At 56.2% G+C, this 15,555-nt stretch carries 18 protein-coding genes; 7 read left to right on the top strand and 11 right to left on the bottom strand.

The window, feature by feature from the left end:
* Positions 1-61 precede the first annotated feature (61 nt).
* The 4 genes from NUV55_RS06670 to NUV55_RS06655 are packed head-to-tail and all read left to right on the top strand — an operon-like array spanning position 62 to position 3,327.
* Positions 62-994 (top strand): GGDEF domain-containing protein, encoded by a 933-nt coding sequence (locus tag NUV55_RS06670; RefSeq protein WP_296671456.1) that lies wholly within the window; start codon positions 62-64, stop codon positions 992-994.
* Positions 995-1,020: 26 nt separating this feature from the next.
* Positions 1,021-2,049, top strand: a complete 1,029-nt coding sequence (locus NUV55_RS06665; RefSeq protein WP_296671455.1) for a SpoIIE family protein phosphatase — start codon at positions 1,021-1,023, stop codon at positions 2,047-2,049.
* A 2-nt stretch (positions 2,050-2,051) separates the two neighbouring features.
* The gene (locus NUV55_RS06660) at positions 2,052-2,930 is read left to right on the top strand and encodes an STAS domain-containing protein (protein WP_296671453.1); all 879 of its coding nucleotides are present in this window, start codon (positions 2,052-2,054) and stop codon (positions 2,928-2,930) included.
* 58 nt (positions 2,931-2,988) lie between these two features.
* Positions 2,989-3,327 (top strand): hypothetical protein, encoded by a 339-nt coding sequence (locus NUV55_RS06655; protein WP_296671451.1) that lies wholly within the window; start codon positions 2,989-2,991, stop codon positions 3,325-3,327.
* Between the two features lie 16 nt (positions 3,328-3,343).
* On the opposite strand, the gene corA is transcribed toward NUV55_RS06655, so the two are convergent.
* A complete protein-coding gene (gene corA / locus NUV55_RS06650) occupies positions 3,344-4,408 on the bottom strand; it encodes a magnesium/cobalt transporter CorA (protein ID WP_296671450.1) in 1,065 nt (354 codons plus the stop codon).
* Positions 4,409-4,518: 110 nt separating this feature from the next.
* Here corA and NUV55_RS06645 point away from each other — a divergent pair, with 110 nt between their 5' ends.
* Together NUV55_RS06645 and NUV55_RS06640 are read left to right on the top strand one after the other, a co-directional pair.
* Positions 4,519-5,634 (top strand): FIST C-terminal domain-containing protein, encoded by a 1,116-nt coding sequence (locus NUV55_RS06645; protein WP_296671448.1) that lies wholly within the window; start codon positions 4,519-4,521, stop codon positions 5,632-5,634.
* Between the two features lie 11 nt (positions 5,635-5,645).
* A complete protein-coding gene (locus tag NUV55_RS06640; RefSeq protein WP_296671447.1) occupies positions 5,646-6,068 on the top strand; it encodes a cereblon family protein in 423 nt (140 codons plus the stop codon).
* Between the two features lie 113 nt (positions 6,069-6,181).
* Here the strand turns inward: NUV55_RS06640 and NUV55_RS06635 are convergent, their stop codons facing one another.
* The 7 genes from NUV55_RS06635 to NUV55_RS06605 form a co-directional block, all read right to left on the bottom strand.
* Positions 6,182-6,685, bottom strand: a complete 504-nt coding sequence (locus NUV55_RS06635) for a hypothetical protein (protein ID WP_296671445.1) — start codon at positions 6,683-6,685, stop codon at positions 6,182-6,184.
* A 125-nt stretch (positions 6,686-6,810) separates the two neighbouring features.
* The gene (locus tag NUV55_RS06630) at positions 6,811-7,356 is read right to left on the bottom strand and encodes a hypothetical protein (protein ID WP_296671444.1); all 546 of its coding nucleotides are present in this window, start codon (positions 7,354-7,356) and stop codon (positions 6,811-6,813) included.
* Between the two features lie 103 nt (positions 7,357-7,459).
* Entirely contained in the window at positions 7,460-7,816 is a 357-nt protein-coding gene (locus NUV55_RS06625) for a hypothetical protein (protein ID WP_296671442.1), read from the bottom strand.
* Positions 7,817-8,690: 874 nt separating this feature from the next.
* Positions 8,691-9,287, bottom strand: coding sequence for an SCO family protein (locus NUV55_RS06620; RefSeq protein ID WP_296671440.1), 597 nt, complete (start codon positions 9,285-9,287; stop codon positions 8,691-8,693).
* Between the two features lie 135 nt (positions 9,288-9,422).
* On the bottom strand, positions 9,423-10,373 hold the full coding sequence (locus NUV55_RS06615; protein WP_296671438.1) for a heme o synthase: 951 nt from the start codon (positions 10,371-10,373) through the stop codon (positions 9,423-9,425).
* A gap of 99 nt (positions 10,374-10,472) precedes the next feature.
* Positions 10,473-11,084 carry an SCO family protein gene (locus NUV55_RS06610; RefSeq protein WP_296671436.1) on the bottom strand — a complete coding sequence of 204 codons (612 nt, stop codon included), beginning with the start codon at positions 11,082-11,084 and terminating at the stop codon, positions 10,473-10,475.
* Positions 11,081-11,821, bottom strand: a complete 741-nt coding sequence (locus NUV55_RS06605) for an SURF1 family protein (protein ID WP_296671434.1) — start codon at positions 11,819-11,821, stop codon at positions 11,081-11,083. Before NUV55_RS06605 ends, NUV55_RS06610 begins: the two co-directional genes overlap by 4 nt.
* Before the next feature lie 78 nt (positions 11,822-11,899).
* Between NUV55_RS06605 and NUV55_RS06600 the strand changes: the two genes are divergently transcribed.
* Entirely contained in the window at positions 11,900-12,115 is a 216-nt protein-coding gene (locus NUV55_RS06600; RefSeq protein WP_296671433.1) for a twin transmembrane helix small protein, read from the top strand.
* An 84-nt stretch (positions 12,116-12,199) separates the two neighbouring features.
* Here the strand turns inward: NUV55_RS06600 and NUV55_RS06595 are convergent, their stop codons facing one another.
* The 3 genes from NUV55_RS06595 to ctaD form a co-directional block, all read right to left on the bottom strand.
* Positions 12,200-13,081 (bottom strand): cytochrome c oxidase subunit 3, encoded by an 882-nt coding sequence (locus NUV55_RS06595; RefSeq protein ID WP_296671431.1) that lies wholly within the window; start codon positions 13,079-13,081, stop codon positions 12,200-12,202.
* A gap of 137 nt (positions 13,082-13,218) precedes the next feature.
* Complete coding sequence (locus NUV55_RS06590; protein ID WP_296671429.1) at positions 13,219-13,842, bottom strand: cytochrome c oxidase assembly protein; 624 nt, start codon at positions 13,840-13,842, stop codon at positions 13,219-13,221.
* Positions 13,843-13,972: 130 nt separating this feature from the next.
* Positions 13,973-15,532: a cytochrome c oxidase subunit I gene (gene ctaD, locus NUV55_RS06585; RefSeq protein ID WP_296671428.1), complete on the bottom strand. Its 1,560-nt coding sequence runs from the start codon at positions 15,530-15,532 to the stop codon at positions 13,973-13,975.
* Between the last annotated feature and the right edge of the window lie 23 nt (positions 15,533-15,555).

The raw sequence follows: 15,555 nt of genomic DNA, 5'->3' as shown, positions 1-15,555 counted from the left end.
CGCATTAGGTGTAATTCCGGGACTACAGCGGCAAAACCACTGATCTCGATAAATGCAGAATATGCTGACATTGACCATTATTGTCGAGCCCGACCGGCAACGTCTCGCGCGCTTTGCGATGGACGCCGTCGAGGCGCTTGGCGGGAATGTTTTTGCCTCGGCCAACATGCTCGAAAGTATGCTGCGTCTCCTGCGCGACGATTGCGCCAAGGCCAAGACTCCCGTGGAAGTCAATCTTCACATAATAGAAGAACTGTCCCTGTGTCTCGCTTGGGGAGAACGGCACGAAGTCCTGGCCACACTGACCAAGCCGCCCTCCGCCGACACCATCAAGGCCCTCACCATGCGACTCAAGAATGCCAGCGAGTCCGCCGATTCAACGCTGCTCAAGCGGCGCAATGAACAAATCATCGCCGACCTTGAAAGCGCCAAACAACGCGCGCGCATCGAGATGGAAGAACTTGAAACGCTGCTGGAGATGAAAAAGAACGAACTCAACAAATCCATTCTGGCTGCCCAGACCGACGCCCTCACGGGACTGTACAACCGCAGCGGTTATGACACGCGCCTGCGCGAGGCCTTCCTGCGCTGCAAACACCAGGGCGAGCCGCTCAGCCTGATGCTGCTCGACCTCGATTTTTTCAAGCAGGTCAACGACACCCACGGGCATCAGTACGGTGACGAATACCTGAAGAAAATGGCCAAGGCCCTGCGCGCCAGCGTGCGCGAACACGTGGACCACCCCTGCCGCATGGGGGGTGATGAATTCGCCATTATTCTGTATTCAGATTTAGTGGTTGCCCAGCGCGCCGCCAGCAAAATACTCAACTTGATGGAATGCAAGGTCAGTATCGGTATCGCCCAGTTACAGGAAAACGAAAGCATCGAAAGCCTGGTCGGGCGCGCCGATACGGTCCTGTACGAGGCCAAGCATCTCGGCCGCGGCCGCTTTGTATCCGATGAGCTCAAGGAGTCTCGAGTCAAGGTCGTTTAAGTAGCAGATAGCTTTACAGGGACGAAATGAAATTGCTCATCGAGCAGGGGGCGAAGGGTGACAGTGGGCTCGTGTTGTTGCGTTCGAAACTGCGGGCCGTGTCGCGCCGCATGGGTTTCAGCGATCTGAAACGGGAACATATGGAACTGGTATGCAATGAGATGGTGACGAATCAGAACAAATACGCCGAAGGCAACGGTCTGGTGCAGATATGGGAGGCCAGCGATCCCGCGCCGGCCCTGGATCTGTTCGCTTTCGATTACGGAAAGGGCATTCTGAATGTGCAGAATGCTATCCAGGACGGCTTCACCACCGCCGGTACCATGGGCAAGGGATTGGGTGCCATCAAGCGCTTGTCCGATCTATGCGAGATTTACAGCCTGCCGGTCGAACACGCCAAGGATTCGGATTGGCACGGCACGGCCGTGTGGTCACGTTTTTATCAACATAATCCGGATCCGGAGTATTTTCACGACCTCGGCGTCTACTCACGAGCCTACCAGGACAGCACATTCAACGGTGACCTGATCCAGGTCCGCACCGGGGCAACCAGAACCCGTTGGCTGCACATGGACGGGCTCGGTCACGGTCGCGAGGCGGCAGAGGTTGTGGAGGGCGTCGGTTATTTCCTCGACGACGAAACGCCGGTGGACGGGTTGATGCAGCGCCTGAGCACAAAACTTCAGGGGACACGCGGCGCCGTCGCCATGATCTGCGAGGTCGATAATATCTCCCACAACATGACGATTTGCGGCGTCGGCGACATGGTCGCTCACCTGATCTCCAAGGGCGATAAAAAAGCCATCTCGTTTTCTCCCGGTGTGCTGGGTCATGCCCACCGCTCGCTGGAAACCTTCAATTATGACTTTCCCGACCAGGCCCTGCTCATTACCGCTTCCGACGGCCTGCGGCGAAGCATGACCCTGCGTACCTTTCCCGATCTTTGGCGGCTCCATCCGCAGGTGATCGCGCTGGTACTGGGGCAAGTCGTGGGCCGGCACAACGACGACCGGTCCGCATTAACCATTCGCGTAAACCAAAATACGAGGAAATAGTCATGGCCAAGGAAACACCGCAGCAAAAAACGACCAATCAGATATTGATTGAACAGCTCATGCTTAACGTGGGGAAGATCTCGGCCATCATCGAGAAACAGGGGCAGAGCATCTTCGGACACAAGAACCTGCTCTCGAACAACGAGATCAACGATTACAGTCTTGAATTTCTCGAGCTGCTGACCATGTTGCTACAAGCCGGCGATAAAGTGGACCGGCGTGGCGCAGAATACAAGGCACTGCGGCAATTCTTTGCCAATTTCTCGCAGCAAATCCAGGTGCGCGGCGGCGACATGGACGAATTCGTACGCTATGTCCACTTCCTTCAGAGCACCTTTTTGGAAAATCTCGAGGCCGACAAGTCGGTCGACTTTGAGAAATCGCGTGAGATCCTGATGCTGCTCGGAAGTATCTTCAACGACATCATCCTGGAAGTATTTCACATCTACCTGGAAACCAAGGAAAAGACCATTCAGGCACAACAGGAGGAGCTGAAACAGACCTCCACGCCCATCACCGAAATCTGGGATGGCGTACTGACGTTGCCCATCATCGGCTCGCTCGATTCCTCGCGCACCATGATTGTCATGGAAAAGCTGCTGTCGCGCATCGAATCGGACCGTGCGCGCGTGGTGGTCATCGACGTTACCGGCGTGATGGCGATCGACTCGCAGGTGTCACATCACCTGATACAGATGATCCGCGCCACCGGCCTCATGGGCGCCACCGCCATCCTGACCGGCATCCGGCCGGAGATCGCGCGCGCGCTGACCAGCTTGAATATCGACCTGACCAGCGTGACCACGCGCTCCAAGTTGTCCGAGGGCCTGAAAGAGGCGTTCCGTCAGCTGAACATTGAGGTCAGTCGCCCCGGCAAGTAAGCTTCACTGCCAACCACTAAAGGATTGTAATGCAACAAATGAAAAGGAACCGGACGTCATGATTGAAGGCATTCATCTGACACCCATCGGGGACGGCAATGTGCTGCTGGAACCCGGCGAAGGATTGGACCCCAGCAACCCGGAGTCCATGGTCGCCCCAGTGCTCGATTTTCTCCAGCATAACGAGGCACGCCGCCTGGTGTACGACCTCAAGAGCGTGCGCCTGATCGACGAGGTGTACTACGACTGGCTCACCAAGCTCAGCGCCACCTGCCGCATCGCTAACGTCGAAATGGTCACGGTAAACATGCAACCGGCAGCCGCCTACGCGCTGTCGCTGACGCTCAACAAATCCCCATCATTTACCTGCGCCCTCGACATTCATAGCCTGCGTTAGCTGATCGCGCGCCACTTTAGATCCATTTCTTCCGCCGGAAGAACAGCAGCAAGCCTCCGGTCACCGCCACCATCAGCAGCAACACCAGCGGATAGCCCCAGGGCCAGTCCAGCTCGGGCATGTGACGGAAATTCATGCCATAAAGGCTGGCGATAAAAGACAGCGGCATGAAGATAGTGGCAATGATCGTTAGCACCTTCATGATCTCGTTCATGCGATTGCTCAGGCTCATCAAATAGATGTCCATCAGACCGCCAATCATGTCACGAAAGGTTTCAATGGTATCGATCACGTGCACCGTGTGGTCGTACACGTCCCGCAGATATATATACGTATCTTCCCTGATAAGGCCGGATCGGCCACGCTCCAACCCGCTCAGCACCTCGCGCAGGGGCCATACCGATTTGCGCAGCAGCACCATCTCGCGCCGGAGCCGATGCAGGCTCTGCTGCATCCGGGGCGTCGGCAACGTCAGCAGTTCATCCTGGAGTAGCTCCATGCGCTCACCGACCTGTTCCAGCAGTGAAAAATAATTGTCCACCACCGCATCCAGCAAGCTGTACGCAAGATAGTCCGCGCCACGTTCGCGCACCCGGGCACGCCCGGCGCGGATACGCTCACGCACCGGATCGAAAACCGTCGGCTCGGCCTCTTCGAAAGACAACACGAAATCCTTGCCGAAAATGACGCTCACCTGTTCCGCCTCGATGTCGCGGCTGGATGGACCGTCGTGCAGCATCTTGAGCACGACATAGATATAGTCGCCGTAATCCTCGAACTTCGGACGCTGGTCGGTGTTCGAGATGTCCTCCAGCACCAGCGGGTGAAGCCCGAAGCCGCGGCCGATCTTGTCCAGCAACGCCACGTCGTGCACACCCGTGACATGCACCCAGGTCACACCCGTTCCCGGGCGCAAACTCTCGCCATCCTCGATGTCCTCAAGCTCCCTCTCCGTCACCTGCACGGCGTCGTAATGCAACAGCTGGATGCGCGTCTGTTCGCTTTTCTTCTCGCCGATGTGCACGGCGGTGCCGGGCGGCAAACCGGTCTTGCGTGAGCGTTTTTGCACCAGCCGGGTCATAAAAATTCCTTTTTATTTCGGGGTTTGAGGGAGCGGGTTCTAACCCAATCCAATTGTCTATATTATCTCTCCCATCGGGCTTAAGCCCATCCTCGTTCAAGGGATTTGATATGGACATGTTCCGCGTGGCACATGCCACGGCCACGGACTGGCGGCTAGCCGCCAATGCCTGCCTGGCCCAGATCGGCAATGTCCCTCCGGAGGCTAATCTCGGCTTTCTCTATGTCACCGACCTTCTGGCCACCGATCTGCCCAACATCCTCACATTTTTCAAAGAACAGACCGACATTATTCACTGGGTCGGCAGCGTCGGCGTCGGGGTCTGCGCCACCTCGCAGGAATACAACGACGAGCCCGCGCTCAGTGTGATGATCGCCGACTTCCCGCCGGACAGTTTCCGCGTATTCCCGGCAATCAAAGCCGATATCGATGAATTCGCCGAACACCGTGTCTGGTGCGAAAAATTTGATGCGCACTTTGGCGTGGTACACGGCGATCCGCGCAATCCGAAAACGCCAACCTTCATCGCCGAGCTGGCCGAGGCCATCAACGACGGCTACCTGGTCGGCGGACTGAGCTCTTCGCGCGGGCCGAATTTCCAGATCGCCGGTGGCCTGACCGAGGGCGGCCTGTCGGGCGTGGTATTTTCCTCGAAAGTGCCGGTCGCCACCGCGCACACGCAAGGCTGCTCGCCGCTGGGTCAGAAACACCAGGTCACCGAATGCCAGAACAACATCGCCATCCGCATCGACGACCGGCCGGCGCTCGATGTGTTCAACGAGGAAGTGGGCGAGGTCCTGGCGCGTGACCTGTCGCGCGCCGCGGGATACATCTTCGCGGGTTTCCCCATCAAGGGATCGGACACCGGGGATTATGTGGTGCGCAACCTGATGGGCGTGGACACGGAGAACAAGCTGCTGGCCGTGGGTGGCTACCTGAATCCCGGGGACACTATCATGTTCTGCCGGCGCGACATCAACACGGCCTACGAAGACCTGCTGCGCATGCTGCGTGACATAAAGTCACGCCTGGTCGGCCGCCCCAAGGGCGGCGTTTACTATTCCTGCCTTGGCCGCGGCGTGCACATGTTTGGGGAAGACTCGGCGGAATTGCGCGCCATCCGCCAGGAACTGGGCGACATCCCGCTGGTGGGCTTTTTCGCCAACGGTGAAATCTCACATAACCGGTTGTACGGCTTCACCGGAGTATTGACCCTGTTCTCCTGAGCGGAACGGCCATGGCGATGGCGCTTGCCCCCACCCTGCTTTTTTTCGATCCCCAGACGGAGGAAGACAATAAACATACGGTTAAACAACAAGAGAACATAGAACCAGAAAAAGAAAAGCGCCTGTTCTGCGCCGCCTGCCGTCACTTCATCACGCATCAGGACGAACGCGTCCCTGTACAGGGCGGGCACGAACACCGCTTCGCCAATCCCCACGGCATCACCTATCACATCGGCTGTTATCGCGAGGCCACCGGCTGCGCCGTTGTCGGTGAATCAACGGCGGAATTCACCTGGTTTGCGGGATACGCCTGGCGCATCGTCTTGTGCGCGAACTGCCGCACACACCTTGGCTGGCGCTTCCAGTCAGAAGCCGATTATTTCCACGGATTGATCGTGGGCCGGTTGACCTCCACCGGTCCCATTAAAAATTGACTGGAACCACGGGGAGCACGGGGAAAGTGAAAAAGCTAAGTATGTAGATAGCGTCTAACGCCCAGCTTCACGGGCGACGGCGCGTTAGCGCAGACGTCCCGTGGAAGCGGTGGTTAGGTTGCCTTTGCATAGTTGAGAAGACGGCCAACGTTTTTCTTGAAGTCATCTTTGTATGTATTCGTATTGTCATGTTTGTAATAGCTTCCATGTTCAATACCGTCTCCTTTGTGCGGCACATACTGCCAGTAGTACTGGCCGTCAATTTCTCGCCCGTCTTTGCCAAGACGATATATGCGCCAAGCGCGGTCGAAAAAGAACTTTTTATACCAAGGCAGACTTGTACGGAACTCGGCGACTGCGGCTTGGAGGGTTTGGAACCGACCTTCAAGAATTTTGATTATTGTAATTTTCTCATCTGGCCAATCGCTAGGGACTGGATAGAGACCGGAAAGAATAGTAATAACGGAATTCTGAAATTTCACGCAGGCGGCAGCCCGGCGAGCTTCGCGCTCTCGCCAGAACGAAAGCCTATGTTGAACCAGCCAAGCAAGACAAACTCCAGCGGCTCCCAGGAGCCAAAGATCACTATTGCTGAGGTTGAAACCAAGGATATTCATCCTTCTATTTGGATATTCGTTGTGCTCATTGTGGCCACTATTTTTTGGCAACCTAACGGCCAAGCTGTGCGGTGCAAACGAAGCGCAGCGTAGTTTGCATCCGAACGAGCGCCCTGTTATGTGTTTTACTCATTTGCTTCTACTGCCGTAAAGTGTGATGTAAGAATCATGCTATTACTGCTTATTTTATCAACAACCTTAGTGTCGATTTTATACTTCCCTAGTTGTTCGCCAGGCTCAATTATGATCCGCATATACTCAACACTTAGGCCAAGACTTCTATTTGGCGGCACTGGTTTACCTGACCAGACCTCCATAACTGGCAATTTTGAGTATATTTTACCGTCCGGTTGATACACTGTGATTTGCATTCTTAGATCACAATTTCCATTAGCATCGACAGCACAGCCGCCGAAAACAATAAAAGCTGTAATTATTTTATTTCTTTCGATTTTGTCAGCAGTTGGAAAATAAACGCTTTGCGATGGTGTGCTCCAGTTTTTGAGTACCTGTGCTTCGTTGTCTGTAATAACTAACTGTGCAATCAAATCACCAGCTGATTTCATATTGTCAGAATCAGGTATTTTATTGCCTTGTTTATCAACCCAGCCCGCATTTGTCGTTGATGAGATTAGCAGGATTATCATTAGTGTATGTTTGATATAGCTCATATCTAAATTCCTTTTTTACACATAACGCCGCGTTGAGCCGCGCGGGCCACGGCGCCAACAAGAAACGGTGCGGCAGCTTACCGCGTCGGCCTCGAACACGAAGTTAGAGATCATTTGATGTCGGTTTGTTGGGTACTTGCCAAGTCAAACATGCTTCTTTGAATAGAACACCAATTACCGCACCTACCCCAACAGTAAAAAGTGAAAGCGGTGTTTCTATTAACAGCCATGTGAGTATTTTCTTTATTCCTTCCCACTGCATATAAGAGATAGAAGATATGTCTATTTGTGACCAGATGAAGAGATATACGAGAGGCAATTCGGGCCAGACACCGGTTTTTAGCCACTGGAAACATTGATACCCAACGATGAAAGCCCCTGCCAAAAAACTACACCCGATTATGGATAAAGATATTGATTCGACTTTATCTTGGAATGCTCTATCAGAAGGCTCGGCCATATTTTGATCTCTAACGTAATTTAGATGTCACTTTTTGACGTACGCTGCGCGCCAGGGAGAGCGAAGCGATGGCGCGTAGTCCCCGGCAGCCGAGCTTCGCGAGGCGTAGAGTCACTGTGGCGTTTCTCAGCCGCAGGACGGCCGGGGCCTGCGCAGCAGAACAAACGCGCCGTGCCCGAGTACGCGAGAGGGACTGGGAAGTCCTGTCGCGTTATAGCGAGGGCCGGCGCACAACGTAACTTGGACCCGTGGCGTATAACCTAGCGGGGCCAGAAGACCATAAGTTGTTTGCCAACATGAACTTAGGTCATAAGTCGGTATGGCGATGCAGTATTAACCGATTCGACAAACCCTGCAAGGCCACCAAAGTGCAAATTTGGCAGGGCAAGATGTTGCTCCATACCCCGTAGCCGCCGCCGAGCATCGCAGTCCGCCTCGGGGGTGTCGCGAGACTTTTGATCGAGCCCGAGGCGCGTTGTCTAGCGCCCGGCGAGTTAGGCGAGCGCCGAGGCGGGCGAGAAGCGCAAGGGTGAGCGCTGCCAGTGGCAGCGCGAACGGGCGCACAGGGATGTGCGCCCTGGACTTTCCCGCGGAGCGGGATACATAGCGGGAAAGGTCGGCGGCTCCGGGGGGAGTGGTTTTGGTGACTTTTGCCGAAACACAATTTTGTCGGGAACAAAATTGGGTGCGCTTCAGCGCGTCCGCAGGGCCGAAGCCAGGGATGGCTTCGGTCAAAAGTCACCCAGAGTGCATGGCGGAGCAACCCGCAATTAGCTTTTCATCATTGGCGAAGCCGACACAACAGATTGTTCGGTGGGTTACGGCAAAAAGCGCCTAACCCACCCTACATGTAAGATAATGAGGGCAACGGAATTTAATTCTTCTCTCTCAACAAAACCCTGACATCATGTTCAAGATCATCGACCGCGACATCATTTTTCACCAGCAACCGTAGCTTCCCCTTTTTGTCTTTGACCAGAATCCCCGTGGAATGGTCCACCAGAATCTTCCCGGTCATGCTTTGGGGATTCTTGCCGTAAGCCACCTTGTATTCGCTTGCAACGGCGGCGATTTCCTTGTCGCTGCCGGTGAGGCCGATAAAGGAAGGATTAAACGGAGGAATAAAGCCCGCCAGTTGTTTCACGGTGTCGTGCTCGGGATCCACCGTGACGAACAGCACTTGAACATCCTTGGCTTCATCGCCAAGGCGCTTCATTACCTGATCGAGCCTCACCAGGGTCGGCGCGCAGATATCCGGGCAGTGGGTGTAGCCGAAGAACATGATCACGACTTTTCCGCTGAATTCGGAGGCCCTGACCGGCTTGCCGGTGTGCGCGGTGAGCGTGAAATCGCTGCCCCATTCCACGCCGCTGATGTCCATGGATTTGAACGTCGGCGCCGGCGTGCAGGCGGCAATAAACAATGCCACCAGGAAAAAGACCAGAGATCGTAAATAACAGGGTTTATTCATGGAAAAAGAAACAAAAACCAATTAATGGACAGGACTTACAGGATTAACAAGATTAACAAGATTAACAAGATTAACAAGATTAGAGATTAACGTGCCTTGGTTTTAATCCTGTAAATCCTGTCTATTCAATCTTTCTTAATACAGCGCGGATTGCAGCGCCTCGTGGATATAGACGCGGTAATGGTCGACCAGCAGCAGCGCGAACAACAGGGCGAGGTAGTTGATCGAGTAGCGGAAAGTCTTGCGTGAAAGCTCATCGCTGTAATTCCGATACAGCCGCACGGCGTAATACAGGAAGCCCGCGTTCAGCACCACCGCGCCGACGAGATACAGCCAGCCGCTCATGTGCGTGGCAAACGGCATGATCGTCACCGCTACCAGCAGCACGGTATAGAGCAAAATCTGGAGCTGGGTGAATTTGCGCCCATGGGTGACCGGCAGCATGGGGATACCGACCTTGGCGTATTCCTTCTCGCGGTACAGCGCCAGCGCCCAAAAATGCGGCGGGGTCCACAGGAAGATGATCAGGAACAGCAGCAGCGCATCGGAGGTAACTTCGCCGGTAATGGCGGCCCAACCGAGGACCGGCGGCGCGGCGCCAGCGGCCCCACCAATGACGATATTCTGCGGCGTGGCGTGCTTGAGATACACGGTGTAGACGATCGAGTAACCGATGAGCGAAATGAACGTCAGCACGGCAGTGAGCATGTTGACCCACAGCACCAGAATAGCCATCGAGGCCACACCCAGGATCAACGCGAAGATCAGCGCCTCGCGCGTGGTCAGCGTGCCGGTCGGCAACGGACGGAAGCTGGTGCGCGTCATGCCGGAATCGAAACGCAGATCGAGAATCTGGTTAATGGCGGCGGCGGACCCGGCGGCGAGCGCGATACCGAGCGTCCCGAGCAGCAAGGGCAGCGCTGGTAGACCGGACGGCACCGACAGAAACATGCCCACCACGGCGGTGAAGACAATCAACGAGACCACGCGCGGCTTGGTCAGTTCATAATATTCGCCGGCGCGGCTACGCAGCCGGCGCGGGTTCGCGGCGGTGTTGACGGATTCGATTTTGCTCGCGGGTTCCATTGGGCGGGTTATTTTACGTGGGTATGGAAAAACATGGTATGCCCCAGATCAAGCCGGTCGCACCGAAAAAACCCTGAAATTTCCGGTATTTCCGCCATCTCAACCGATGCGCGAGACGCGCAGCAGGCGCGCCAGGTCCTTGCGAATGCCGTTCCCATCGGCATCGGCAGGATAGCTCATCATGAAGTTGCCCAGCGGGTCGACTAAATAAATGCGATTCAGGTTGTCGAGCGGGCTGCCGACAGACAGTGCGAACTGGCGCGCCAGCGCTTCCATCGCCTCCGACGAGCCAACGACCGCGCGCAGGCCAGGATAATCCTTGATGGCATACTTCAGCCAGTCACGCGCTTTAGCATCCGTCACTACAATAAGACTCTGGACACGCTCGGCATTCTGGCCCTGCGCGGCCATGACCTGGCGCATTTTCACCAGATTGCGCTCGCAGGGGCTGAGGCATTCGGCCGGGCTGAACACGATCAGCGTCCATTTGCCGCGCAGCTCGCGGAAGTGCAGGGTCTTGCCGTCGAGCAGCGTTAGCGCGGCATCCACGATCGGGCGCGCCGGCTGCACCAGCTCGCCATGATTGCCGAACGCGGCGGGACGCCAGCCGCTGAAATACAACCCATAGGCGACGATGACGGGCAAGGCGAACAAGGCCGCCAGCATAAGAATTTTCCGGCGCGCGGCAGCGCGTTTGACGGATGCGGTCATGATTCTTTTTCCTCCTGCAGGCCCGCGTCACGGCGGCGCAGGCTTAAGAAAATATAGATGCTGGACAGCGCCGCGGCCAGCATGAACCACTGAAAGGCATACCCCTGATGCACGGAGATTCCGGCATCAAGCCGGCTCCAGTCGCGGATAAATCCACCAGCGGCATCCGCGGGATCGAGCAACACCACCACCGGCTGCACCGGAAACGGCACGGACGCGCTATAACGCGCCATGTCCATGTTCTGCCACACGCGCTGCCAGCCTGGTTCCGGCTGGGCCAGCGTGAAATATTTTTCCGCCGGCACGGTAGCCACGCCGGTGATCTGCTGCAAGCCCGTGGGCGTTTCGAATGCCGGCAGCTGACGGCGATCGGCACCGATCGCGATCCAGCCGCGATTGACGAGCAGCCGCACCTCGCTGTCCTGGAGCTTGAGCGGCGTGATGACATGATAGCCAACACGCCCCTGCTGCACGCGGTTGTCTATCAGGACCTGGTAACCGGTTTCGTAATGTCCCTTGGCAACCACACGGTAGAACTGAAGTTCATCCGGACGCTGCACGCGCCCTTCGACTTGCACAGCCGGGCCGTTCGCACGCGTATCATACTCCGACTGCATCAGGCGCTTTTCCTCCGCTCGTTGCAGCTGCCAATAGCCCAGATACAGAAACAGCGGCAACAGTACCGCCACCATCAGGCTCGGGATCAGTCTCAGCCGGAAGTGTCGGGGGAAAAACATTCAGGTGAAAGCGGCGCAGTAATTCATCGGGATCTTCAGTATAATGCAGTTTCCTCCCGTTACCGGACATTCTGTTTGATGCTGATCAAGATTGCCGTCATTCTCATGCTGGTGCTGATCCTTGCCAGCCTGTTCTCGGCTCTGGTTTTCCTCTACCGGGACAAGGGGCGCGGCACGCGCACGGCCAAGGCACTCACCTGGCGCATTGGACTTTCCATCACACTGTTCTTGCTGCTGATGGCTGGCTATCACTTCGGCATTATCCCGCCCCAGGGACTGAACGTTTTGCGCTGAAAAAATCAGAATAAATGCTGCCCTTAAATAAAAAAGGCGCTGCCACTTTGGCAGCGCCTTTTTTATTTTAAAACCTGTTCCCGGTCAGAACCAGTACACGAAGATGAACAGGCCGAGCCAGACCACGTCCACAAAATGCCAGTACCAGGCCACGGCCTCGAAACCAAAGTGATGGTCCGGACGAAAATGTCCCACGATTGAGCGGCCCAGAATGACGATCAGCATGATCGTGCCCAAGGTCACGTGCATTCCGTGGAAACCGGTAAGCATGAAGAAGGTGGCACCGTAAACGCCGGTCTTGAGCGTGAGCCCCAGTTCCGTGTAGGCATGGATGTATTCGTAGGCTTGTAACGACAGGAACGTGATGCCCAGCGTGACGGTAAGGAACAGGCCGGTAATGAGCTGCGCGCGGTTGTCCTTCAGCAGGCCCCAGTGCGCCCAAGTTACGGTGGCGCCCGAGCTCAGCAGGATCAGGGTATTGATCGCGGGAATACCCCAGGCACCCATCGGTGAAAACTGGTTCATGCCGGGAACCGTGTCCGCGACGATCGCTGTCGGCCCCTTCGGTCCAGCGGTCGGCCAGGCGGCATCAAAACCGGGCCACAATAATTCGGTATCGCCCAGCCAGACAGTGGAAAACTGGCGAACGTAGAACAGCGCGCCGAAGAAGGCGGCGAAGAACATGACCTCGGAGAAGATGAACCACGCCATGCCCCAACGGAAGGAACGGTCCACCTGGGCGTTATAGATGCCGCTTTCGGACTCGCCGATCACCTGACCGAACCAGCGGATCATCATGAAGATGATAATCGCCGCCCCGAGCAGCATGGCCCAGGATCCAGCCTTGATGTCGTTCATGAACAGAACAAAGCCCAGCGCCAGCGAAAACAGTCCGGCCGAAGTGATAACCGGCCAGGCGCTCGGATTGGGCAGATAATAATTGTTACCAGAGTGGGCAGCGGACATGCTTATATCCTCTAATTAGAATTGCTTAGGAATCTTTGAAATATGAATTTTCACCGCAGAGATCGCAGAGATTTTCCAGTTAATTTTCATGATTTTTTCTCTGCGCCCTCTGCGGTAGATAATCATAACTTAAGTGTTTAACTACCGGACGCCGTGACCGGATGCACGTGTTGGGCATGTTCTTCACCTTGCCCGAGCGCTTCACCACCGTATTTCTTCGCTGACAGCTTGTTGGTATTGAAGAACGAATACGACAACGTAATCGTCTGCACGTCCTTGTCCAACCCGGCATCGACCACAAACCGTACCGGCATCTCGCGCGTCTCTCCCGGCTTCAGGGTCTGCTGGGTGAAGCAAAAACACTCGATCTTCTTGAAATGCATCGCGGAAATGCCGGGCGCCACGCTCGGGATAGCCTGGCCGGTGATTTCCTCTTGCGCCAGATTACGGGCAAGATACTTCACCTCCATGGTTTCGCCCGGATGCACCTCGAGCTTTTTCACGAGCGGCTTGAATTCCCAAGGCAGGCCACTGGTGGCCATTCCGGTGAATTCCACGGTCACGGTACGGTTCAAATCCACATTTTGCGCAACGGCCTGCTCTTCGATGCGCCCGGTTTTACCGTTGAGTCCGAAGGCCTTGCACATCAGGTCATACATCGGCGACAGCGCGTAACCGAAACCGAACATGGCCACGGTCACCACAGCCAGCTTCATTGCCATCCGGCGATTGGCCTGCTTCCTGCCCTGGTTTACCGTCATGCGCCAAGCCTCAGGAATGCCGCAGATATGAACATCACCGCCACCAGCGTCACCAGCGCTGCCACCGTGAGATGGATGCGTTGCCGCTGTTTTTGAATCTGAACATCAGACATGGTGATTCAGGTGTCGCCTATTTTACCTTCGGCGCCACCGTGAAGCTGTGATACGGCGGTGGTGAGGACAGGGTCCATTCCAGGCCGTCGGCGCCTTCCCAGACCTTGTCGGTCGCCTTGGATCCGCCCTTCATGCAGCGGATCGCCAGATAGAAGAAGAGGAACTGGGCGGCAATGGTCATGAACGCGCCCACCGTCGACCACTGGTTGAACTCGGTGAACTGCAGCGCGTAATCGGGAATGCGCCGCGGCATGCCGGCCAGCCCGAGAAAATGCTGCGGGAAGAACGTGAGCGTGAAACCAATCATGGTCAACCAGAAATGCCATTTGCCGAGCGTCTCGTTGTACATGTGGCCAGTCCACTTCGGAAGCCAGTAATAAACCGCCGCGAACAGCCCAAAGACGGAGGCGCCAAAGATGACATAGTGGAAATGCGCCACGACGAAATAGGTATCGTGATACTGGAAGTCCACCGGCGTGATCGCGAGCATGAGCCCCGACAAGCCGCCGATGGTGAACGTGAACACGCCGCCGATGGCCCACAGCATCGGGGTCTCGAAAGTCATCGAGCCGCGCCACATGGTCGAAACCCAGTTGAATACCTTCACGCCGGTCGGCACCGCGATCAGCATGGTGGCGTACATGAAGAACAGTTCGCCCGCCATCGGCATGCCGACGGTGTACATGTGGTGCGCCCACACGATGAACGACAGAAACGCGATCGAGGCCGTGGCATAGACCATCGAGTCGTAACCAAACAGCGGCTTGCGCGCGAAGGTCGGGATGACCTGCGAAAACACGCCGAACGCCGGCAGCACCAGGATGTACACCTCCGGGTGGCCGAAGAACCAGAACACGTGCTGCCACAGAACCGGGTCACCGCCGCCCGCCGCATCGAAGAACGACGTGCCAAAATGGCGGTCAGTAATCAGCATGGTGACCGCGCCGGCCAGCACCGGCATGGCGGCGATCAGCAGGAACGCGGTGATAAGCCAGGTCCACACAAACAGCGGCATTTTCATCAGGGTCATGCCGGGGGCGCGCATATTAAGGATCGTGGCAATGATGTTGATCGAGCCCAGGATCGACGACATGCCGAGCATATGAATGGACAGCAGGGTGAAGTCCGTACCGATACCACCCTGGACCGACAGCGGCGGATACAGCGTCCAGCCCGCGGCCGGACCGCCGCCGGGCATGAACAGGCCCAGGATCAGGAGGGTGGCGGCAAACGGGAGCAGCCAAAATGACCAATTGTTCAGGCGTGGCAGCGCCATATCCGGCGCGCCGATCATCATCGGGATCTGCCAGTTGGCCAGGCCCACGAACCCGGGCATAGCGAAACCGAAAATCATGACGAGCGCGTGCACGGTGGTCATCTGGTTGAAGAAATGCGGATCCACCATCTGCAAGCCGGGCTGCCAGAGTTCGGCGCGGATCACCAGCGACATGAGGCCGCCGATGATGGCCATGACGAAGGCGAACACCAGGTACAGCGTGCCGATGTCCTTGTGGTTAGTGGTGAACAACCAGCGGGAAATGCCGGTGGGATGATCTGCGTGATGTGCGGTTGCCATGTTTAGCTATCTCCTCTCGGAAT

This window comes from Sulfuricaulis sp., assembly GCF_024653915.1.
In the GTDB taxonomy this organism is placed as follows: domain Bacteria; phylum Pseudomonadota; class Gammaproteobacteria; order Acidiferrobacterales; family Sulfurifustaceae; genus Sulfuricaulis.
This window is presented reverse-complemented; position numbering and strand designations above follow the sequence as displayed.